We start from the raw sequence: 21,600 nt of genomic DNA, 5'->3' as shown, positions 1-21,600 counted from the left end.
ATAAAAATCGGTCCGCTCAGAAATAACTTCTGAACGAGCCGATTTTTTTGTAAATCCCCACTTACTCAACGTGAGCGGAATTTTGTAGTTGAATCATATCATAGTAATAACCATGCTGCTGCATCAAGTCGTCATTAGTGCCCCGTTCAACAATTTTTCCTTGATTCAAAACCAAAATGAGATCGGCATTTTGAATGGTCGATAGCCGATGTGCAATCGCAATGGTCGTTCGATTTTCTTGAATCCGATCCAAGCCAGTCTGAATCATCGTTTCTGTTTCGGTATCCACATTAGCCGTTGCCTCATCCAAAATTAGAATTTTGGGGTCCGTCACCACTGTTCGCGCAAACGTAATTAACTGGCGTTGACCAGCCGAATATTCCGTTCCCCGTTCCAACACTGGCGTTGCGTAGCCTTGTGGCAGTTGTTCAATGAACTCATCTGCTTGAACAAAGTGAGCGGCTCGTTGCACTTGCTCATCAGAGATGGCCGGATTAAACATCCGAATATTGGTTTGAATATCACCATAGAATAACTGAGGTTCTTGTAAAACCAATCCCATTTTGGCGCGTAACTCCTCGGCTGGATAGTCCCGAATATCGCGGTCATCAATTAAGACCTGACCACCTTGAAATTCATAGAAACGCATCAATACATTAATCGTTGATGTTTTACCAGAACCGGTTTGCCCGACCAAGGCCACCGTTTGACCTGGTTCGGCCACAAATGATACGTCTCGTAAGACGGGATGCTCGGCATCGTAAGCAAACGTCACGTGCCGAAATTCTATCTTGCCCCGAGTAATCTTAGCATCCGCTACTGGGTGTTGCTGTGGTGCTAGCGTCTGATCATCTAAGATTCGTAACACCCGGGAACCAGCCACCATCCCATTTTGAAAATCACTAAGATTGTCCATCATGTTACTCATGGGACTGTAAAAGTTATTTAAATACGTAATGAAGGCGTAAATAACACCAGCCGCCACAACCTCATGTAAGCCGCGAATCCCAAAGAGACTCAGGACAATAACCGTCCCCAAGGCATAAAAGAGATTAATAATTGGGCTCAATAATAAGGAATTTGTCCGAATCATTGCCCGCCGCGTACCATAATAGGCAGCGTTGGTCTTCTCGAAGTTTGTTGCTGTCCGTCGTTCCTGTCGAAATTCTTGAATGACCGTGATTCCTGTAATTGCTTCAGCCAGTTTCGTATTTAATTCACTGAGGCGTTCCCGCATTCGCCGGTAAACCCGTGAACTAAAGCGCTGATAATACCAAATAGTCAAGGCCAAAAATGGCACCAAGACTAGCGTCCACAACGCCACCGTGACGTCCGTCACGTACATAGCAATAAATGATGAAATGACCGCAAATAGCGCCAAAACAAGGGTATTGAACAGCGCCCAAAAATTGGCAAAGGTCATCGTGTCATTCATGAGTCGTGACAAAATTGACCCCCCCGGCGTTTGATCAAAGTATCGCATACCTTTAGCATGGAGATTATTAAATAACCGACGCCGGACATTTTCCAACATATACTCAGCTCCCATGGTGCTGGTATAATTTTGCCAGAACTGAAAGATAGCTTTCGTGATCATCCCTAAAAGGTAGAGTCCCGCAAACATCCACATAATGGCCAACGATGCCTGACTCGTCCGCAAATAACGGTCCATGTAAACTTGTAATAACCATGGCAAAAAGACGTTAACAGCACTGATCACAGCTGATAGAATGATTGACCCAATGAAGAACCACTTGTAAGGCGCGGCAAACTTAAATAACCGTTTAATAACGCCTAGCTGTTCTTTAGTAGACATACTACGTGCCCACGCTGATTCATGTGGTTTATCGGCCATCTGTCACCCCTCCTTGCACTTGTGTTTCTAACTGTTGCCGTTCAAACATTTGCTGGTACCAACCATGTGTCCCCATTAATTCATCATGGGTGCCTCGTTCAATCACTTGACCGTGGCCCAGCACTAGAATTTCATCGGCATTCATCACCGAACTTAACCGATGAGCAGAGATAATTGTCGTTTTGTTCGCCCGCTCTTGCTTCAAGTTAGCCAAGATTTCAGCTTCCGTTTCTGCATCCACGGCAGATAAGGCATCATCCAAAATCAGCAATTCTGGATTAATCAGTAACGCTCGGGCAATCGCCAATCGCTGACGCTGTCCGCCAGATAGCGAAATACCCTCTTAGCCAACTTCCGTCGCATAGCCCGCCGGAAGCTTAGCAATCTGTCCAGCTAAATCGCTTTTGGCAGCAGCGGCTTCAACTTCAGCTTTCGTTGCGGTTGGTCGGGCAAAGCGAATATTTTCAAAAATGTTGGTCGAAAATAAAAAACTTTCTTGTGGGACATACCCAATTGCAGGTAAATAACTATCTAACGCATAGTCCTTAATATCATGACCACCAAACATGATCTGACCTTGATAATTGTCAAACTCACGTAAAATCAATTTCATTATTGTCGACTTACCAGCCCCAACCCGGCCGACAATTCCCAACGTGTGACCTGCTGGTAACGTGAAATCAACCTGCTGCAGACTAGCACCCGCATCGTCCGGATAGTCAAATTGGGCAACGTGATACGCTAAAGTTCCCTTAGGCCGCTGTTGAAGCCCATTTGTTTGATCGATAATATGAGTTTTCTGATCCAACAACTCCATCACCCGATCGTAGCTTGCATTCCCACGTTCCATCGTGTTAAAGAGCATGCCGACCGCAAACATTGGCCACACCATCATTGCCAAATAACTAATAAATGACACCAAATTACCAATGGTAATCACCTGATGGGTCACAAAGAGCCCACCTAATACGATTGTTGCCACGTAAGAGATTGAGATAATCAAGGTGATTGCCGGATCAAACAAAGAGTCCAACCGATTGACCCGTCGATTAATATTAATTGTATGAGCAACTTGCTGGTCAAAATCAGCCACATCCGCGTCATCTTGGCCTAGTGCTTTGATGACTTTAATCCCACTAATACTTTCTTGTGCCTTATTATTTAGCCGTGAAAAAGCCGCTTGAGATTCGCCAAAGGCCCGATGAATCTTTTGCCCGAGGTACCAAGAAACAAGCGCCAAAAGCGGAAATGGCAAAATAGCCAGGAGGGTCAAACGCCAGTTGACCAGTGCCATCATCGCAATCAAGGTGGTCCCACCCGTAATGATGGCATCGGCAAATTGTAAAATTCCACCGCCAGCTACCCGTTGAATGGCTTCCAGATCATTGGTCGCATGTGCCATCAAATCACCGGTTCGATACTTCTGATAAAAGACCCGATCCATCTGCATAAAGTGGCTAAACAGCTGATTTCTCAACAGTTGTTCCAAGTGAGCCGCACCACCCCAAATGGCATTGCGCCAAATATAACGCGTTCCGTACTGGACTACCGCCGCAACCGTCACCCACATCAGATCCAGTGCCAACAGTCGACCTGTCATGGTCTGCCCGTGAATGCCGTCTACCATATTCCCAATAATCCGTGGCGGAATAATGGCCACAATTGCCGTTAACAGCAATCCAATAATACCGATCAGATACCGTCGCCATTCCAAACGAAAGTACCAAGCTAGTTTTCGAAAAATACTCACGAACAACCCTCCTTAAAAAATTAAAATATGATTAAAATATAGCACAGACTTTACCATTCTACCGAACTATTTTTAAAATACAAATAAAAAGACTCGTCTCCCACAAATGGGAAACGAGTCGAGATTAACCGTTATTTTTTCCGCGCATTTTGCTGCATTGCGGCCATCATTTGGTGTAATTTCCGTTGGGATGGTTTTTGCCCCATCTGTAACATCATCGCACGTAATTGATCTTCATTAATCGGCGGATTATCTTTCAAATAGTTTTCCATGTACTTCCGAGCGCCGTAGAAGCCACCAGCTGCACAAGCTAAGCCTACGACAATCACAATTAGAATCCAAATCCAAGTTGCCAATTTGTTCCCCTCCTTTGTTAAAGACATTCAAGCTTAATTTTACACAAACTTAAAGCAAAATAAAAGAGCGAATCCTAGAAAAGCGACTCGCTCATCAGGTTAATCGTCTCGTAACCCTTTATCACGTTGGATTTGACGAACTTTTTCTGGGGTGACTTCTTTCCCAGCCTTGTCGTAAACCTGCATCATCTCAACTTGGCTCCGGAAGCTCTCCCGAAAGAGTTTGAGATATTGCTTACGTAAATGGTCACGCTCAGCCGTTTCTTCATCCGTTAAGCCATCCGTTTTATTTTTATGTGCCAGTTCATTAATTCGTGCTAATAAACTATCCATTGTTGGTTCTGCCATGAACAGTCCCCCTAACTTCATCTTTTTTATATTTCAATACTTCAAATTTAGCCATGCCCCATCATATCAGGGTCACCCCAAAAATTCAACCAATTAAGCCGAACATCTGTTTGAAAAACGACGATGGCTATGCTACAATCAACTTAAACTATACTACAAATGACGAACGAGGTGGCAGTAACGATGAGCAAAGCTTCTGAAAGTAAACAAATCGCCGTTCTTCGCTTCATTTGGGAACGAGTTAACGAGAAAGGGTATCCGCCGACTGTTCGGGAAATCGGTGAAGCCGTGGCGCTCTCCTCAACCTCAACGGTTCACGGTCATATCGCCCGTCTAGAAAAAAAGGGATTTATCACCAAAGATCCAACCAAACCACGGGCATTAGAAGTCACTTCCGCTGGTCTTGAAGAATTGGGTGTTCATGAAGAACAAACCAAAATCCCTGTCCTAGGAACTGTCACAGCCGGTGAACCGATCTTGGCTGTGCAGGAGGCCACCGACTATTTCCCAGTTCCCCCTGAATTTGAAAATGACGATGATCAATTGTTCATGTTGACAATTCGTGGCGAAAGTATGATCAACATTGGTATCTTGAATGGCGATCAGGTGATTGTTCGCCGACAACAGTCCGCCGACAATGGTGATATCGTCATTGCCATGACGGAAGAAAATGAAGCAACTTGCAAACGATTCTTCAAAGAAGCTGACCATTTTCGATTACAACCCGAAAATGATACGATGGCACCCATTATTTTAAATCAAGTTAGTATTCTCGGCAAAGTGGTCGGGCTGTTCCGCGATGATGTTCATTAAAAAAAGCATTTGGCAGTTGGCCAAATGCTTTTTTGTCGTCTAAAAGACTTTTCCGTGATAATGACTCTCGGGGAGGTTCGTAAAGTCGTATGCGGCCAAACTTTCTGCTTTCTGCAGATAGGCATGTAACCCTTCCGCTAACATCAAATTCAAGATGGTGTCTTTCTCATGTAACACAATGATTGGTTTGTCACTATGAAAAGCATAGCCAATTTCAAAGGCCGTACCCGAATCTACTTGGTCATCCACAAAATCAACCAATGCCACCACAACATCAGCTTCATCAATCTGGTGAACATCCATTTGGAAAGTCTGCGTGGCCCATTCTGGCGTCCCCATGGTCAGTCCGGCGATCTCACTTAATCGTGGACTAAAGACACGATTAACCTGTGGGTTGGCGGCTAAAGCCTTCTCGGCACGCTCAATTCGAGAAATTTGCTCATCATCAAAAAAAGGTCCTGCTAAGTAAACGTTGGTCACACTAATCTCCTCATTTCTCTGGAATAATTGGTATTATACCTTAAAAGTGAACTCTTGGCGACACCAATTCAATTAATATTCGGTTATAATTCACTTAGGGTCCTTTTCTCCGCTCAATATCGTTAAAAATGTCGCTATAAATAAACAAGCACACCAGAATTGCCTTTTATTCTATAATTGTTTCATGCTATACTAAGCTCATCTTACACACGGAGAGGTGCCAAATATGATTCTTGGTTTTGCTATATTTGGGGCACTGATTAGTCTTATCGCCCTATTTTCTTTATTGACAGCTGCTCAACGCGGCGACTCGAAGATTGGATCGAGTCTTATTTTACTTCTTGCCCTGTGTGGGACAGTATTAGCAATTTGGAACTTGCCTTACTGGTCCCACCCCAGCCATCAAACAACTGAAGCGGCTAAAAAAGTGTCACTCACATCCAGCTCACAGACATTTTCGACTAGTTCAAGTACGACTAAAGCAACAACCCAAAAAACTAATGAGCAGAAGGTTAAGCAACAACTTATTAAATCACTGACAAAACTTGGATCGGTCTCATTTGATGCTCAAAGTAAGACTTACACCCTGACGGTCACCAGTCAAAGTCTTAAGAAAACAATTGCTGCACTCAATCAGGATCCCAGCCAAGCCAAGGCAGCCAAATGGCCTAAGTTCACCAACAATTTTGCTAAGACCAGTCAATCACTTAAACAGGCTTTGGGTCGTGGATATACCTTTGTCATTCGCGTTGGTCACCAATCTCCGGTACTGGTTTACAAAGATGGATTTGTCACTAAGAATAAATTTGAGTCATAAAAAAGGCCAGAATACATTCTGGCCTTTTTTAGTGTTATTGGCGTCGATATACCCGCTGCTCGTGTTGACGACCAGCTAAATAATAAGGCGCTTGTTCTCGTCCTACTGCCAATTGCACGTCTTGGCCGTCAGAACTCAATTGCTGATTATAAAGTTGTTCATACTCGGCTACTGAAACGGCTCGCCGGTTAGCCAACAGATCCGTTAGTGCAGCATCGTCAAACCCTTGACGATAATTGGGTTGGATAAGGCCACTAAAGAATTCTCCCTCGGCCCCTGACCCATAACTAAAGAAGCCAATACGTTGTCCTGCTTGTAAATGACCATGCCGTAATAGTGATAAAAAGCTTAAGTATAACGAACCCGTATACAGGTTACCCACATCCCGATTATCCGCTTGACTGGCTTCAAAGGCGGCTGTTAACTGGGCTTGATGCTCAGGTGTGGCCGTTGGCAAAATTTGCCGTAATCCCTTACGCCCCATTTTGGTAAATGGTAAATGGAATGCAAATGCCGCAAAGTCCGCAATTGTTAATTTGGTCTGTCGTTGATAATCTGCCCAAACGGCCGCAAAAAAATCAAGATAGACATTCGTTGAATACTTACCATCCACCAAAGCTTCGGTACGATAAGTTGGCCGCCAAAAATCCATGACATCAGCCGTATGATAACTGCTCGTGGCCTCTAATTCTAAAATCTGAGGGTTAGCCGCTACCAACATTGCCACGGCACCACCGCCTTGGGTCACCTCACCGGCGGTCCGCAACCCGTATCGCGCAATGTCCGCACCGATGACCAACACCTTCGCTTGCGGATGAACCCGAACGTAGTCAGCCGCTAACTGCAACCCAGCAGTAGCACCATAACAGGCTTGCTTAAGTTCGACCGCCCGCGTTTGCGGTGAAAGTTCTAGTAGGTGGGCCAAATAAACGGCAGTCGCCTTGGAGTTATCAATCCCAGATTCTGTTCCAAACAAGACCATAGCAATCTGCGCTTTGATTGTTGGTGTCAAAATTTGAGCAGCCGCATTGGCCGCCATGGTGACGACATCCTGGGTTGGCGGAATCACCGCCTGTTTTGATTGACCGATTCCTACTTGATACTTTGCCGGGTCTGCTCCTCTAGCATGCGCCAAGTCCACCATATCCAGATACAGATTCGGTGTGTAAAATCCAATTTTGTCAATGCCTACCTTCACGGTCATGATGTGACTGCCTCCTCGAACGTTCAAAGTTACTCGCCCTACTGTAGCATTTTTTAAGCTCGGTCGACAACTTTTTCAAGATTGTATTATACAATTTTAAACATTTAGATTTCACCTTAGAGTCACATATAAGGCTTTTTGTTAGTTACAATTCGTTGCTTTTTAATTTTGCTAATGTCTGCCGTAGCTGAGCTTGCGTTTCTGGTGTCACCTGGGGATAGGTCGGTCGTAAATCTTGAAGACGCTTGACTAAAATGTTTGAAACAATTAACCGAGCGACCCCCTTATCATCTGCGGGAATGATATACCATGGATCTTTTTTGGTGGCCGTATTTGTCAGCATCTTGGTATAGGCAACTTGATAATCATTCCAAAAAGCACGTTCCTGCATATCACTGGGAGAAAATTTCCAATTTTTACTTGGAATCTCAATCCGTCGTTCAAAGCGCCGCGTTTGTTCATCGCGTGAAAGGTGTAGGAAAAACTTGATTGTCACAAAACCTTGATGCCGTAAATACGTTTCAAAATGACGCAAGTCACGATAGCGACGGTCAAAAAAAGCATCACCCACATCTGCTAGGGTCGTCACGCCAGGAATATGTTGCGTTAGCAGCATCTCTGGGTGCACCCGGCTGATTAAAACATCTTCGTATTGAGACCGGTTAAAAATTCGAATCTCACCTCGTTCGGGTAATTCGCGATTAACCCGCCATAGGAAGTCATGACTCAATTGACGATTAGTTGGCTGTTTAAAGCTAACCACGCTCGTCCCTGCCGGATTAAGCCCACTCAGCACGTGGCGAATCAGTCCATCCTTTCCTGCCGTGTCCATGCCTTGTAAGATAACGATAACACCTGTTTCTTTTTGCGCGTATAGCCGGCTTTGCAAATCACTTAGCGTTGCCACATTAGCAGCTAACGCATCATCAATAACGGCCTGTTCGGGAACCCGAGCTGCCCGCGTTGCCCACTTACTCAGATCTTCAAGCGGTTCACCCGTATAACGATAACGACTTTCAGTACTCATGACCCTCGCCTCCTTCCCATACAATAGCATGTTTACCCACTTCTCGCAGAAAAAAATACTTGCGGGTTAAATCTCCGCGACAAAATGGTCGCGTTAGCTTATCAGCATTGCTATACTAAAGGTGTAACCACTTACGTCGTTTATAAAGGAGTGCCACGTCATGAAGAAAATTACAGCATACTTTGTCCGCCACGGGCAAACCATGTTGAATCATTATAATAAGGTCCAAGGTTGGATTGATTCCCCATTAACTGAGAAGGGACGGGCTGATGCCAAGCGGGCCGGTGAGCAGCTAAAAAACATCCCCTTTGCTGCAGCCTATAGTAGCGATTCAGGTCGTGCAATTGAAACTGCACATATCGCCCTACAACAAAATCCAGAAAATATGAATATCGTCTCTTACCAGTACCCTGAATTTCGGGAGCAGTGTCATGGGTATTTTGAAGGTAATGATCTAAACCAGATGTGGCAGTTCGTGGGTGCTCAGGTACAGTTAACTTCTGAATCCGCTGTGCTGGGAACTTATGGCTTAGAAAAAGCACGGGACTTAATTCACCAAGCTGACCTATACGGTGAAGCTGAGAGCAATGAGATGTTTTGGCAACGATTAGATCGTGGGTTCGATAAGCTACGGGCTAATTCAAAAGATGGTGACCAAGTTTTGGTTGTCTCCCATGGTATGACCATTCGCTCAATCATTGATCGATACGCACCAGAACTAGACGAAGGTGTTGCAACAATTAACGGTAGCATCACCAAATTAGAAATTACCGACGATAATATTCACGTTGACTTCTTCAATAAAATTGATTTTCAATCTTAGGAGGTAAGCTACATGAAAAAAATTCATCGTTCAGCAACGGATCGTGTATTCGCCGGTGTCCTTGGCGGATTGGCAGCCGAATTCAATTGGAATGTAACCGCTACTCGCGTCCTGTTTGTTATTTTAGCGTTAACCCCATTTCCAGCAGTTATCGCTTATTTAATCTTGTGGATGGTAATGGGCGACCCGGCTTAATCTTGAAGCGCTTGGTTTTTCCGAGCGCTTTTTTAATGATCTAGTTGACGTTCATCACAGAATCTCCTACAATTCAAGATAGCAACTTGTTATACCATGAGCAATGAATCAACACTTGCCCAATTACAAGGAGGTCGTCATTATGGCAAATTCAGAAAAAACGTTAGTCTTGGTAAAACCAGATGGTGTCGCTGAAGGTCATATCGGTCAGATTATTTCACGGTTAGAAAGTAAGCGCTATCAAATAACGGCATTAAAGGTGGTCACAGCAACAACTGATCAACTCAAACGTCATTACCGTGAGCAAGTTGAAAAGCCTTATTTTCATGAAATTCAGACATATATGCAAGAAGGTCCCCTGGTTGCTATCATTGTAACAGGAACTGATGTGGTCAAAACTGTGCATAATCTGGCTGGAAAAACTCGGCCGAATGATGCCCAGCCAGGCACGATTCGGGGTGACTTTGCTCATGCCTATCCTGATGGTATTTTAAGAAATATCGTGCATACGTCAGACAGTCGCGAAAACGCGCACCACGAAATTGCAATCTGGTTCCCTGAGTTAGCAGTGGAAGCGCACCAACAAGCCTCTCCTTCTAAAAAATAAACTCAAATATCGACGGCCATCTTTGGCCGTTTTTTAATATGCCAAAAGTGTATACTTATTAAAAATGGAGGCCTGATATAATGGAAAAAGATCCACTGGTAACTGAGCTTTATCGATTAGCAACAGAAAATGATAAGATTGCGGTTTACCTCGCCAATACTGAGAAGCATTTGACGTTACGAAGTGTGGCGGCTGAACGAACCGACGTTGTGTTAGGGACTACTTGGAATGGGACGGCAGTTGTTATTAATCCAACCAATATCTTATACGCAACACCCGTTAAATAACTAAAACCGGTCGCTAGTTGATGCTGGCGACCGGTTTTAGTTATCTGGATTTAGTGATACTGGGTTGAAACAATGCGGTTTGGTGATGCTGCTTGCCTGAATACCTATTTCCAGTGTGTTTCGAACATTTAATTGACTAGCCTGACACTCAAATTAGACTTTGCTTTCTTCCATTTCCAAATATAGCCGTACTGCTTAACCAAGATATACTGACGACTCCCCTAAATTCATTTTGGTTTTCTTACCAATGAGAAAGACATCTGCATAATGAGAGTGGCTACTATTTTTCTTTAGCAGAACTGTTCGTTTCTTTCCAGAAACCTTCCGCCTAGTTACTTTGTAAGTAGGGTTATTGTTCCCTGTATAACCGATCTGATACCATCCCTTGGATTTCTTAATAACTTGTAAATCTTTCCCAGAAATTTTGTGATGAAAGGCTTTGCTACCAGAGTCCATCGCATGGCTCTTTAATTTTATGAACATTGGATCCTTAACGTTTTTTAGCGGCTGATACCACTCATGCCTAAGTGACTTAGGAACCGTACTACTGGCCTCAGCAACATAACCCGTCACCATGCAAAATGCCAGAGCAGTTGTTAAAACCAACACAATAGTCTTCGTAATCTTATTCATCCTTATCTCCCTGTATACAGATTTACTATTTAAAACATACCTAAAATAGATTTTGTTGTCAATGATTTCTCAGATATTGGATATAACATTTGCAATAATCAGTCCTTGACGATGCAACAATGTCGTTCATATCTGATGAGTGTAGGATGTAGGCTACGTTAAAGAACAGTAATCTTCTGAACGATTATTATCTCGTGTATCCATTTATTACCGCTAATGGATAATTTTTAGGAGCTATTAAGTGACCAAGTAAGAGTGTTCTAAAAACGTTCTCAATTCATATATTTTCTCCTACTTTTTAACGAGTTATAAAAAATAGGAACCTCGCTAAACTTTGATTTAACGGGATTCCTATTTTTTATTATACTTCTTACGCGGTTTAAAAAGGAGAGTACAGGATTTGAACCTGCGCGCCGGTATTAGCCGGTTCGCCGGATTTCGAGTCCGGTGCATTACCACTCTGCCAACTCTCCAAGTCACTACTAGTATATTTTACCAATAATGACCATAAATGCAAGCCTAGATTTTAAATTCCTCCCTGAATCAAGACGGCCGGATCAAACGGATCAATCCACACCGCTTGGGCATCCACTAACCCCAGCGGAGAAATGTTAGTGCTATCCATCCTTGCCGCTAATAAGCGCTTATCTTCCTGACGAGCCGTCGCAATCTCCCAGTCCGTCCATTCCGATTGCCAAGTTTCACGACTAACCACAATTAGTAATTGATGGGTCTGTCGAATCTCACGTCGTAGCTGCCGCCGAATTGCTGCTGCCCCTCGTCCCTGAAATTTGACTGGTGGCACCTGTTCATGAAAGCTCACTGTTGGAAACGCCCAATTTTGCGCAGCCCATTCATGGAGTTGGACCTGGAATGATTGGGCTAACGGGTCTGCCGACTGGTAGCTAATAAACAAATCGCTCATTATCCAAACTCCCTTCTTAATTAACTTGATACAAGTGTAGCGGTATCAAAAGTCAAAACCATAACAAGCATATGTATTTCTTATAAAAACTATATAACAAGCCTTACTTAAAAGCGATACATTCGCTCACCTATTATGTATATTCATTGACCACTATCACAAAAATCCCTACAATTAACTCATCTATCCAGCACAATTGAACGGAAGGAGTGAACCTCATGTCCAAATATCTTGTCATTTACAATGGCAGTGCGGGTAACAATGATAACGAAAAAATTGCCCATCATTTTCAACGCCAGGCTACCGCCCATGGGGATGCCGATCTATTAGCCACACAATCACGTCAAGAAGCCCTCCAGGCTATTCAAAAACGCGCCAAAGACTATGATTGTCTCGTCACCATTGGTGGTGATGGCACCCTAAACACCACCTGTACGGCCCTTTTAAAAGCCAACGTCGGGACTACCTTGGGCATCATCCCCGGTGGCACCGTCAATAACTTTGCTAAAGCCTTAGGTCTTCCGCTAGAAGCCGATGCCGCAATTGATACCATCCTAACAGGGACCGCTCGACCAGTTGACCTAGGTTATCTCCCCGATACTGGCCAAGCAATTGTTAGCAGTCTCACCATCGGTAAATTAGCCGAAACCGCTCAAAACGTCAAGCAATCTGAGAAAAAGCGTTGGGGACCCATGATCTATCTATTTAAGGGATTTAAACAATTAGTTACTAATCGCTCTTACAAATTTCGGCTAACTGTTAACGATCAGACCCACGTCCAACGGGCACAAGTTATCCTGATAACCACGACTAATTCCGTTGGTGGTTTTATTTCCTTTAACCAAGAAGCCAGCTTTGACGATGATTTACTACACACCTTCGTCCTTCGCCGCTTTACCCCCCGTAAGCTCATGAACTACGGCCGGTTATTCATTGCTGGAAAATTCAAGAATGCTCGCGGTGTTAGTTATTTCAAAAGTACATCGCTTACCATTGAAAACTTATCTCATCGTCCACTTCACACGCGTATTGATGGTGACCCTAGTGTTAAGTTGCCAATCAAAGTCGCTATTCGCTCCGATTTCATTCAAGTCATGACCCCGAACTAATCTATTCCCCGGCTTCCAAGATAATGAAAGTCAGGGTCTCGCCCCTGACAATAACACGCAAAGGCCTGCGTTAGCTCATTGTGAAAGGTGACCAATATGGCCGGAGTAGCCCAAGTGGAAGCCGCCCAAAAGACCGTGTCATCCGGTTCACGGTTATCATTGGGGTAACGATAATAACCAATCTGTTCATCCCAGATTGTCCCTTGCGTATTCAACCAATCTTCGGCTAATCCCGCCTGTACGACTGCCATCACCGACTGATTATCCTGAATCAAAGCCGCCAATTTGTGCCAATCCAACTGCCAATTATGCAATATCGGTAGCTGTCCACGCGTCCCTAATGGGGTATGCCGTAGTTGTATCGGCGTTAAATCAATAAAGTCCACGATTATCATCCCTCTCCTTTTTAAATTCTAACACTGAGCATATTAATTGCGACGCAAAACTACTTGTCGCATAATATAACTACAAACTAATTATTAGAATTAGTTTGCCAGTATTATCCCCTTTGTAAAGTACTTGCTAGTCGTTGATGAACGTAACCATTTTTTCAGTTCCGTCCTCCTCAACGGACTGTCTCCTTTGAAACCGAGTGGCCCTATCCACTCGGTTTTTTGCTATTCTGCTTACCGTTAATTATTCGCCATGCATATTTCTTGAAACATCGAATTAATTTTGTCATAATACACTCATAAGCTAATCCAAACGATTAGTAAATTAAGAGGAGGTCATATCTATGAGTTCAACTAAAGGCGACGCAGCAAAGGATAAATTACAAGGTAAAGCTAAAGAGGTCACAGGTAAAGTCACAGGTGATAAGCAAAAGGAAACCGAAGGCAAAGCCGACCAATTAACCGGTAAGGCCAAAGACAAATTTGCCCAAGCTAAAGAGTCTTTAAAGGGTGCTGCCGATAGTGCCAAAGAACATTTAGATAACGCCAAAAAATAGCTCATCCCCCACCGAATTCCACAAGGAGGTCTTGACCATGTATAATCGACTACTCGTTCCGTTAGATGGTTCCAGCAATGCTGCTGAAGCCTTAAACACAGCCGTTTCACTTGCCAAGGACTGGCACGCAACTATTACGATCTTACACGTCATTGATATTGCGCAGTTTACCTCCCGCGGATTAGGCGCGGGTTATCCCGAAGTGGTTACCTCAATGCGGCAAAACGGTCGTGAATTGATGGAAAAGGCAAAACAGGTTGCTGACAACGCTGGGGTTCATGCTGACATGATCCTCAAGGAGGGTGCTCCTAAACAAATTATTACGGAGATTGCCAACGATGCTGATTTAGGTATTGATTTAATCGTTGTTGGTAAGTCCGGGACTAACGCCTTCTCCCGGTTAGTGATTGGTTCAACCACTAACTATATTGTTCAGCACGCCGAGCCGAATGTCTTTGTTGTCAATGACGTTCCCGAAGAAGACGACCAATAATTTCAAGTTAATCAAAAGCGCCAATCAGCTTTCCTAATCGGAAGTTGATTGGCGCTTTTTTACTTAGTACTGCATTAAACTAAAAATATCATAACCCTTTAACTTGTCACGACCATGAAGATCTTGTAATTCAATCAAAAAGGCCGTTCCAACCACGATACCACCGAGGTCTTCAACTAGTTGAATAGTTGCGCCAATTGTCCCACCAGTGGCCAACAGGTCATCTGTGACCAAGACTTTTTGTCCTGGCTTAATCGCATCCTTGTGCAAATATAGGGCTGATTGCCCGTATTCTAGATCGTAGCTGGCTTTCACCGTTTCCCGTGGAAGTTTACCTTCCTTACGAGCTGGTGCAAAACCAATTCCCATTTCATAAGCCACTGGACAGCCCACAATAAAACCGCGGGCTTCTGGACCAACCACCATTTCAACGCCCTTATCCTTAGCGTAAGCGACAATCTCATCAGTTGCCGCATGGAAGGCTTGACCATCTGCCATCAGTGGTGAAATGTCACGGAACATAATCCCCTTTTCAGGATAGTCTGGAACACTTGCAATGTATTTCGTAAAATCAGTTGCCATAAGATTGAGTAGCTCCTTTATTTTTGTTCAAATGGGGCATGTAGACGTTGCAACAAAGCCGCGGTTGGACACTGCAAGAGTTCTGCTTCCGTTTGCATTTGTTGTTGTCGTAGTTGGTAACTCGGTGCCGTCGTTAACTCTTTATGCGCCGGGTTTGCCACACCGTTCATCATTCCATGTGCGATTGTGATAAAGCCACACTCGAAGAACACTTGAATCATGAATACCAACTGGGTTTTCGGTATTTGTAAAAAGGTCGCCAATTGGGCCAGTTGATGCCCCACATCAACTTGTTGATGGGTTGCAACGAACTTAAATAGTTTAGCATACTGGGCGCGAGTTGGCATCCCTAATTGCGAAAGACTTTCTTTCTTATAGAGATAAACCGTCAGCTGAGTTGGTCGTAATTGCTGTAGCACGTTCGTTAAGTCGACTGTCATATCCGGGCAATCAACGATAAATACCCGCTGTTCAGCCGTTACTGGTGCCTGCGTCGTCCCATCAACTAGGATTGCCGTGGCCTGCTCCGGCAGTTGTGACCGCAATTGTTGATAGATATTGCGGTGAAAGAAAACGTAGACACCCACTGTCGTAAACATTTGGGCATGCAACGTCGTTGTTCGTTGATCTTGAATGGGCGCCACACTCGTTTTGAGGTCTTTGACCATTACCTGCAATGAATGGCGACCCTGCCAAACATTATCCTCAATCGTCCCCAAAACAGCCGCATCATCTGGTGCTGCGGTAAGATCATCAACGTACTTTGCCGCGCCAAATTGAATGGCATTCAATTGGTGTTGTCCTTCTTGTAACTGAAATTTCAAATGACTATGGTCTTTACCAATCACCTTAACTTGAGTAACCGTCGCCGATTCAAAAGCAAATAACGGCTGTAGATTATCCGTCCCAAACGGTGCCAGCTGCGCCAACTCCTGATATAAGGATGGCGTAACGGCCGCAACCGGTAACGTCGCGGCTACCGGCAGTTCGCTAGGGCCACTTTGAGCGAGCGCTTGCGTTTGAGCCTCATCATCTAACGCATCGGCTAAGGCTGTCAATTGGTCTTCAGGGACCGTTAAGCCAACGGCCATGTGATGACCACCAAAGGCCGTCATCAGGTCTCTATGACCATCTAAAGCCGTAAATAAGTTAAAGGCTTCCACACTTCGACCAGACCCTTTGGCACGACCTGCTTGAATGTTCAGAACCAAGGTCGGTTTTCCCGTTGCCTCAACCACTTTGCTGGCTACAATTCCCAATACGCCCTCATGCCAATCATGACCACTAATGACAAGCGTGGCCCGGTTCTGGTGATCAGCATCCACTGCTTGTTGTAAAGCCGCGGTGCTAATCGACTGGACGAGCTCTTGGCGTTGCCGATTCTTCTGCTCCGTCATCTTGGCCAGTTCTTCTGCCTTAGCTTCATCGACGGTTGTCAATAACTCCACCGCCGGACTGGCATCATCTAACCGCCCAAGTGCATTCAGCCGTGGTGCGATCCCAAATCCGATAGACTGTTCCGTCAAGTCATCGGGTTTAATTCCAGCCGTTTGCATTAAGGCCAGTAAGCCCGGTCGCTCATCTTGTTTAAGTAGTTGCAAGCCAAAATAAACCAGCACGCGATTCTCGTCCACCAATGGCACTAAGTCCGCCACCGTTCCGATTGCCGCTAAATCCAATAAGTCTTGGGGAATTTCTTCTCGTAAAGCCTGTGCCACCTTAAAGGCGACCCCGGCTCCGGACAAACCACCAAATGGATACTCAGCTCCGGGATACCGGGGATGAATAATCGCGTAAGCATCCGGTAATTCTGTGGGCAGCTCATGGTGATCGGTAACCACCACATCAACCCCAGCTTTTTTAGCCGCTGCAATGGCCTCATTGCCGGCGACCCCATTGTCCACCGTCACAAATAACTGTGTGCCAGCCGCAATTAGTTTTTCAAATGCCGCGACGTTCGGCCCATAACCATCACTGAATCGATTAGGAATATAGTAATTAACCTTAGCCCCCATCTCATTGAGCGTTTCAAATAGAATCGCGGTACTGGTAACACCATCCGCATCATAATCACCATAAATTGTAATCTGTTGTTCTTCACCAATTGCAGTCTCAATCCGTTCAATTCCCTTATCCATATCATGCAATAAGGAAGGATCATGCAATTGCTCTGGCCCCGGATTTAAAAAATCATGTGCAGCTGGTGCCGTCTGGTATCCCCGATTCCACAAAATTTGGGCCACGATGGGCGAAATGTCCGCCGCAGTTGCCAAGGCCTGAGCTTCAGCTGACGGCCGGTCAACGTGTTTAATATTCCAATGATAGTGTGCAGCAATCACGTCCGAACCACCCTTTCTAAAACGGTAAAGAGCGGTGTCAATGGCACCACTCTTCTCAATAAACCTATTTAGTTGCTAATTGTTTCTGCAAGTCAGCAATCTGTGCTTGAAGTTCCTGCACTTGCTTTTCTTGTTGCCCCGTTATCTGCTTACTCTTAGAGTTTTGCAGCCGTTTGGTCAACTGATCATTTTCCTTTTGTAAAGCAGCTAACTGCTCCTGACTGGCTTGTTCTAAGTCCTTATATGCGCGATTATGCTGAAAAACCGTAATCGTGGAGAACAAGATCATTAGCACCGCACCGATCAGAATGGACACCAACAAAATGAGAATCAGTGGCCAGTGAACCGTTGTGAATCCAAATGAAACTGGGACACTCTCCACGTTAAGAATTGCAAAAACGGCAACCACAATAACCAATAAAATAGTGATCACGATTCGCCACTGATTTTTCATGATGGCGTTCCCTCCTTCGTTAGCTTCTCAAATGGTACCTCAATCTCATCAAAGTCCTTGACGACCCGCGTCTGTTTAAAGACTTCACGCGCCTGATGCTGCAACTCAGCCGCCATCTTTCCGGTGTAACGAGCCGAAATATGGTTCAACAGCAGTTGCTTAACGTGCATCCGTTTTGCTAACTCCGCCGCTTGAATATTCGTTGAGTGGTAATAGGATCGGGCCAATTTACTTTCACCCTTGGCAAACGTACTTTCATGGACCAAAACATCCGCATTGATCGCCAATTTTTCTGCATTGGGCGTTTGTCGCGTGTCCCCTAAAATGGCCACAATTCGACCCGGTTGTGCCGGCCCTAAGAAATCAGCGCCATTAATCACGCGGCCATCTGGTAAAGTCACCGTCTTACCGGCCTTTAATTGCCCATATACCGGCCCAGAAGGAATTTTAGCCGCTTGAAGTTGCTCAACTTGCAGTTCACCCGGATGATCCTTCTCCTCAATACGATAACCAAAACATTCAATCCGGTGGTCCAAGTGTTGCGCATACACGCGAAATTTACCGTCTTCAAAAACTAAGCCATCAGTCGTTAATTCCTGATACCGAATCTTATACGACAACTTTGTTTCCGAAACACGCAGACTCACCTCAACAAAATTTCGAATTCCTTTGGGTCCATAAATGGTTAGCGGGGCATCGCCGCCCTGAAAGGAACGACTGCTTAGCAATCCTGGTAACCCAAAAATATGGTCACCGTGTAAATGCGTAATAAAAATTTTATCAATTTTACGTGGCTTGAGCGTTGTCCGTAAGATCTGATGCTGAGTGGCTTCCCCCACGTCAAACAACCAAACGGAATTCCGCTCGTCTAACAGCCGTAATGCCGTACTGGTTACATTACGGAACTTTCCTGGCGAACCAGCGCCCGTTCCTAAAAATTCAATTTCCATATTTTTTTCGTTCCTATTCTATATTTAAAGTCCGTTCACTATTTTAGGGGATTTTAGACCAAACCGCAACTTTTCCCGCTCCGTTTATCCAAATCAGTAATTTTGCTAGGGTTCCCCACCAAAATTCGGTATACTTAAAGAAGAAAAACCAGGCTTCGGGGGAGGAAGTTGTATGCAACTCATTGACTTTAACCGTTCCACTGCTGATTTACATCCCGGACTGGCCCTTTACTGGGAGCATCACGACCAGCGTCTCGCCATTACTGATCTACAGACAGGCCCGCATCAACTTTTATTAATCACGCGTGCTGGCCGTCCCCTAACACTCGATCAGTTTCGGGCGCGCTGTCAGCAAGTCGATCCGCACGCCGCCCTCTTCATCGCCGGCACCCCAGCACAACGACTATACGGTTATCGTTTAGTTGCCCATCTTATTTTATTAGGTTGAAAGGAGTTTTTTTCATGAGATTACATCAAACCCTGGTGTTAGCCGGTCTAAGTCTTCTAGTACTCGGATTGGCTGGCTGCCAATCATCCGCGCAAAAGAGCACCACTAGCTTTAAAAACAGCAGTAGCCAATCCAGTCGCCATTACAGCGCCGCCAATCCCGATGCCGCTGTCTCGGCCACATCATCGTCTAGTTCCTCAGAAGCACAAACTTATCGACCTGCAGCTTCTCAAACGAAGCGTGCCAGCTACGTAAAGTCCGGTAACCTAAAGAAGTCGGGACAGTTCACTTACGATAAGGTCGGCACACGACTACAACTAACCAAAGTAAAACATCCTCAGACAACCTTAAAGAGCGGCCAATTAACTTATAAAATTACGACTGTACGCCTGATTAAAAACACAGCCGAGACTGCCGCCGCCAAGCGAATGGCAGCTCAAGCCCTAAACCTCAGCGCGTTGAAGAGTCCCTACTATACGATTCAACTTAAGTTTACCATTTACAACCACGGAAAGCAGGCCGTCACAACCGATGGCATTAAAGCGATTCGCTTATCAGCTAACCAGCAACTAAATGCGACTAACCAGTTAAGTGATGCCAGCGCGGGTAAAACGATTGCTGGTAAGGGACAACTGGCCACCTTTGCGACTGGCCTAGCCAGCGAAAAAACGAAGCCAACCTTCAAAACTATTAAAGTGGCTTTTGCTGGCGCTTACGCTAACCAAAAACAAGTGGTTAGTCCCACTGATTGGTTAACACTAACCGTTTAGCCCAAACAAAAAAGACGTCCCGTACGCAACGGTCACGTCTTTTTTGTTAGGCCATATATTCAAAGGTGAAGTCGTCGATTTTAACCAAATCGCCGTTCTTAGCCCCATGTTCACGTAGGCTATCATCGACACCCATCCCCCGCATTTGGCGAGCAAAGCGTAGGAGACTTTCTTCATGGTTAACGTCGGTCATCTTAAATAACTTAACCAGCTTGTCGCCACCCAAGATCCATGTGCCATCGGCATCCTGATTCAAGGTGAATTCGGCTTCCGGCTGGAAGTTATATTCCGCCGTTGTAGCCACTTCTGGCTGCTTAACTGGGAATTGTGGTGTTTCTGCCAACATATCCGCCGTACGTTGCAATAGCGGCGTCAATCCGTCGTGGGTTAAGGCAGAAACCGCAAAGATTTCTGGCGTTTGCGCTAATAGCGTATCCTGCTTCAAATCTTCTTTAAATTGAGCCAAGTTTTCGGCAGAATCCGGCATATCCATCTTATTGGCCACCACAATTTGTGGTCGCTTCAAAATGTCAGGATCATAGGTCTGCAACTCTTGATTAATCTTTTCAAAGTCATCATAAGGTGTCCGTCCCTCGAGACCACTCATATCAATTAAATGTAGAATGACCCGGGTGCGTTCAACGTGGCGCAAGAATTGGAATCCCAAGCCTACACCATTAGCGGCTCCTTCAATTAGACCAGGTAAATCGGCCATCACAAAATCACGACCGTCTGGCAACCGCACCATACCTAAGTTCGGTACTAAGGTTGTAAAATGATATTCCGCAATCTTGGGCTTGGCACTCGTCACTGTAGACAGCAAAGTTGACTTCCCAACGGATGGGAAACCCACCAAACCGACATCGGCAAGCACTTTTAATTCCAAACGAATCTCGCGTTCCTCACCTGGCTCGCCATTTTCCGCGATCTCAGGTGCTGGATTCTTAGGCGAGGCAAAGTGAATATTTCCCCGTCCACCACGACCACCGTGCGCCACAATGACGGAATCATCGGGTGCCACCAAATCACCAATGACTTGGTCAGTTTCCGCATCCATAATCGTGGTTCCTTGGGGCACCTTGATAATTGTGTCCTCTGCCCCCCGACCGGTCATTGACTTGATCGCACCGTTGCCACCGCTCTTCGCCTTGAATTTACGCTGGTAGCGAAAATCCATCAGTGTCCGTAAGCCTTCGTCGACCACGAAAACGACATTTCCACCACGGCCACCATCACCACCGGCTGGCCCGCCATTGGGCACAAATTTTTCCCGGCGAAAGGCAACCATTCCGTTACCACCGTTACCGGCTTTCACATTAATTTTAACTTGATCTACAAACATAATTAATTTCCTCGTTTTCTCAGTCAGCCCGTGCTGTCTGCTCT

Annotated in this window: 25 protein-coding genes, 1 tRNA gene and 1 pseudogene; 11 read left to right on the top strand and 16 right to left on the bottom strand. The window is 45.1% G+C overall.

Annotated elements, in window-relative coordinates; all coding sequences use genetic code 11:
• Positions 1-61: 61 nt before the first annotated feature.
• The 4 genes and pseudogenes from FC61_RS01345 to FC61_RS01330 form a co-directional block, all read right to left on the bottom strand.
• The gene (locus FC61_RS01345; RefSeq protein WP_021741155.1) at positions 62-1,855 is read right to left on the bottom strand and encodes an ABC transporter ATP-binding protein; all 1,794 of its coding nucleotides are present in this window, start codon (positions 1,853-1,855) and stop codon (positions 62-64) included.
• Positions 1,845-3,605: pseudogene (locus FC61_RS01340) on the bottom strand (ABC transporter ATP-binding protein). The gene FC61_RS01345 and the pseudogene FC61_RS01340 overlap by 11 nt, the downstream one beginning before the upstream one ends.
• Positions 3,606-3,736: 131 nt before the next feature.
• A complete protein-coding gene (locus tag FC61_RS01335) occupies positions 3,737-3,961 on the bottom strand; it encodes a YneF family protein (RefSeq protein ID WP_011668031.1) in 225 nt (74 codons plus the stop codon).
• 99 nt (positions 3,962-4,060) lie between these two features.
• Positions 4,061-4,309 carry a DUF896 domain-containing protein gene (locus FC61_RS01330; RefSeq protein ID WP_011668032.1) on the bottom strand — a complete coding sequence of 83 codons (249 nt, stop codon included), beginning with the start codon at positions 4,307-4,309 and terminating at the stop codon, positions 4,061-4,063.
• Positions 4,310-4,492: 183 nt separating this feature from the next.
• On the opposite strand from FC61_RS01330, the gene lexA reads away from it, so the two are divergent.
• Positions 4,493-5,122 (top strand): transcriptional repressor LexA, encoded by a 630-nt coding sequence (gene lexA, locus FC61_RS01325; protein ID WP_024855599.1) that lies wholly within the window; start codon positions 4,493-4,495, stop codon positions 5,120-5,122.
• Positions 5,123-5,161: 39 nt separating this feature from the next.
• Here lexA and FC61_RS01320 read toward each other — a convergent pair whose 3' ends face one another.
• Entirely contained in the window at positions 5,162-5,602 is a 441-nt protein-coding gene (locus tag FC61_RS01320; RefSeq protein ID WP_021741150.1) for a nucleoside 2-deoxyribosyltransferase, read from the bottom strand.
• Positions 5,603-5,828: 226 nt separating this feature from the next.
• Between FC61_RS01320 and FC61_RS01315 the strand changes: the two genes are divergently transcribed.
• The gene (locus tag FC61_RS01315; protein ID WP_021741149.1) at positions 5,829-6,419 is read left to right on the top strand and encodes a hypothetical protein; all 591 of its coding nucleotides are present in this window, start codon (positions 5,829-5,831) and stop codon (positions 6,417-6,419) included.
• Positions 6,420-6,453: 34 nt separating this feature from the next.
• Here the strand turns inward: FC61_RS01315 and FC61_RS01310 are convergent, their stop codons facing one another.
• Entirely contained in the window at positions 6,454-7,617 is a 1,164-nt protein-coding gene (locus FC61_RS01310; protein ID WP_035464246.1) for a hydroxymethylglutaryl-CoA synthase, read from the bottom strand.
• 151 nt (positions 7,618-7,768) lie between these two features.
• Positions 7,769-8,650 carry a polyphosphate kinase 2 family protein gene (locus tag FC61_RS01305; protein ID WP_035464222.1) on the bottom strand — a complete coding sequence of 294 codons (882 nt, stop codon included), beginning with the start codon at positions 8,648-8,650 and terminating at the stop codon, positions 7,769-7,771.
• Between the two features lie 160 nt (positions 8,651-8,810).
• Between FC61_RS01305 and FC61_RS01300 the strand changes: the two genes are divergently transcribed.
• From FC61_RS01300 to FC61_RS01285, 4 genes are all read left to right on the top strand, one after another.
• Positions 8,811-9,473, top strand: a complete 663-nt coding sequence (locus tag FC61_RS01300; RefSeq protein ID WP_021741146.1) for a histidine phosphatase family protein — start codon at positions 8,811-8,813, stop codon at positions 9,471-9,473.
• Positions 9,474-9,485: 12 nt separating this feature from the next.
• Entirely contained in the window at positions 9,486-9,668 is a 183-nt protein-coding gene (locus tag FC61_RS01295; protein ID WP_015473842.1) for a PspC domain-containing protein, read from the top strand.
• Positions 9,669-9,810: 142 nt separating this feature from the next.
• Positions 9,811-10,275: a nucleoside-diphosphate kinase gene (ndk, locus tag FC61_RS01290; protein WP_024855595.1), complete on the top strand. Its 465-nt coding sequence runs from the start codon at positions 9,811-9,813 to the stop codon at positions 10,273-10,275.
• Positions 10,276-10,355: 80 nt separating this feature from the next.
• Positions 10,356-10,562 carry a hypothetical protein gene (locus tag FC61_RS01285; protein WP_021741144.1) on the top strand — a complete coding sequence of 69 codons (207 nt, stop codon included), beginning with the start codon at positions 10,356-10,358 and terminating at the stop codon, positions 10,560-10,562.
• Between the two features lie 195 nt (positions 10,563-10,757).
• On the opposite strand, the gene FC61_RS01280 is transcribed toward FC61_RS01285, so the two are convergent.
• The 3 genes from FC61_RS01280 to FC61_RS01270 all read right to left on the bottom strand — a co-directional run bounded on the left by FC61_RS01280 (position 10,758) and on the right by FC61_RS01270 (position 12,120).
• Positions 10,758-11,195, bottom strand: a complete 438-nt coding sequence (locus FC61_RS01280; protein ID WP_021741143.1) for a hypothetical protein — start codon at positions 11,193-11,195, stop codon at positions 10,758-10,760.
• 385 nt (positions 11,196-11,580) lie between these two features.
• Positions 11,581-11,668 (bottom strand) — tRNA-Ser (locus tag FC61_RS01275).
• Between the two features lie 53 nt (positions 11,669-11,721).
• The gene (locus tag FC61_RS01270; RefSeq protein WP_021741142.1) at positions 11,722-12,120 is read right to left on the bottom strand and encodes a TIR domain-containing protein; all 399 of its coding nucleotides are present in this window, start codon (positions 12,118-12,120) and stop codon (positions 11,722-11,724) included.
• Between the two features lie 218 nt (positions 12,121-12,338).
• On the opposite strand from FC61_RS01270, the gene FC61_RS01265 reads away from it, so the two are divergent.
• The gene (locus FC61_RS01265) at positions 12,339-13,229 is read left to right on the top strand and encodes a diacylglycerol/lipid kinase family protein (protein ID WP_021741141.1); all 891 of its coding nucleotides are present in this window, start codon (positions 12,339-12,341) and stop codon (positions 13,227-13,229) included.
• On the opposite strand, the gene FC61_RS01260 is transcribed toward FC61_RS01265, so the two are convergent.
• Positions 13,226-13,615 (bottom strand): hypothetical protein, encoded by a 390-nt coding sequence (locus tag FC61_RS01260; protein WP_011668044.1) that lies wholly within the window; start codon positions 13,613-13,615, stop codon positions 13,226-13,228. The genes FC61_RS01265 and FC61_RS01260 overlap by 4 nt on opposite strands.
• A gap of 350 nt (positions 13,616-13,965) precedes the next feature.
• Here FC61_RS01260 and FC61_RS01255 point away from each other — a divergent pair, with 350 nt between their 5' ends.
• Together FC61_RS01255 and FC61_RS01250 are read left to right on the top strand one after the other, a co-directional pair.
• Positions 13,966-14,178, top strand: coding sequence for a CsbD family protein (locus tag FC61_RS01255; protein ID WP_021741140.1), 213 nt, complete (start codon positions 13,966-13,968; stop codon positions 14,176-14,178).
• 37 nt (positions 14,179-14,215) lie between these two features.
• The gene (locus FC61_RS01250; RefSeq protein ID WP_011668046.1) at positions 14,216-14,671 is read left to right on the top strand and encodes a universal stress protein; all 456 of its coding nucleotides are present in this window, start codon (positions 14,216-14,218) and stop codon (positions 14,669-14,671) included.
• A gap of 63 nt (positions 14,672-14,734) precedes the next feature.
• On the opposite strand, the gene FC61_RS01245 is transcribed toward FC61_RS01250, so the two are convergent.
• From FC61_RS01245 to rnz, 4 genes are all read right to left on the bottom strand, one after another.
• Entirely contained in the window at positions 14,735-15,253 is a 519-nt protein-coding gene (locus FC61_RS01245; protein ID WP_015473849.1) for an adenine phosphoribosyltransferase, read from the bottom strand.
• Between the two features lie 17 nt (positions 15,254-15,270).
• Positions 15,271-17,592 (bottom strand): single-stranded-DNA-specific exonuclease RecJ, encoded by a 2,322-nt coding sequence (gene recJ / locus FC61_RS01240; protein WP_021741139.1) that lies wholly within the window; start codon positions 17,590-17,592, stop codon positions 15,271-15,273.
• A gap of 64 nt (positions 17,593-17,656) precedes the next feature.
• Positions 17,657-18,046 (bottom strand): LapA family protein, encoded by a 390-nt coding sequence (locus FC61_RS01235; RefSeq protein WP_021741138.1) that lies wholly within the window; start codon positions 18,044-18,046, stop codon positions 17,657-17,659.
• On the bottom strand, positions 18,043-18,996 hold the full coding sequence (rnz, locus tag FC61_RS01230) for a ribonuclease Z (RefSeq protein WP_011668050.1): 954 nt from the start codon (positions 18,994-18,996) through the stop codon (positions 18,043-18,045). The genes FC61_RS01235 and rnz overlap by 4 nt, the downstream gene beginning before the upstream one ends.
• A gap of 172 nt (positions 18,997-19,168) precedes the next feature.
• Here rnz and FC61_RS01225 point away from each other — a divergent pair, with 172 nt between their 5' ends.
• Entirely contained in the window at positions 19,169-19,444 is a 276-nt protein-coding gene (locus FC61_RS01225; protein ID WP_021741137.1) for a hypothetical protein, read from the top strand.
• A gap of 14 nt (positions 19,445-19,458) precedes the next feature.
• Positions 19,459-20,214, top strand: a complete 756-nt coding sequence (locus tag FC61_RS01220) for a hypothetical protein (protein ID WP_035464217.1) — start codon at positions 19,459-19,461, stop codon at positions 20,212-20,214.
• A gap of 46 nt (positions 20,215-20,260) precedes the next feature.
• Here the strand turns inward: FC61_RS01220 and obgE are convergent, their stop codons facing one another.
• The gene (gene obgE, locus FC61_RS01215) at positions 20,261-21,556 is read right to left on the bottom strand and encodes a GTPase ObgE (protein WP_011668053.1); all 1,296 of its coding nucleotides are present in this window, start codon (positions 21,554-21,556) and stop codon (positions 20,261-20,263) included.
• Positions 21,557-21,600: the final 44 nt, after the last annotated feature.

The sequence above is a fragment of the Levilactobacillus brevis ATCC 14869 = DSM 20054 genome, from assembly GCF_001433855.1.
In the GTDB taxonomy this organism is placed as follows: domain Bacteria; phylum Bacillota; class Bacilli; order Lactobacillales; family Lactobacillaceae; genus Levilactobacillus; species Levilactobacillus brevis.
The sequence above is the reverse complement of the archived record's forward strand: the minus strand, read 5'-3'. Positions and strand labels throughout refer to the sequence as shown.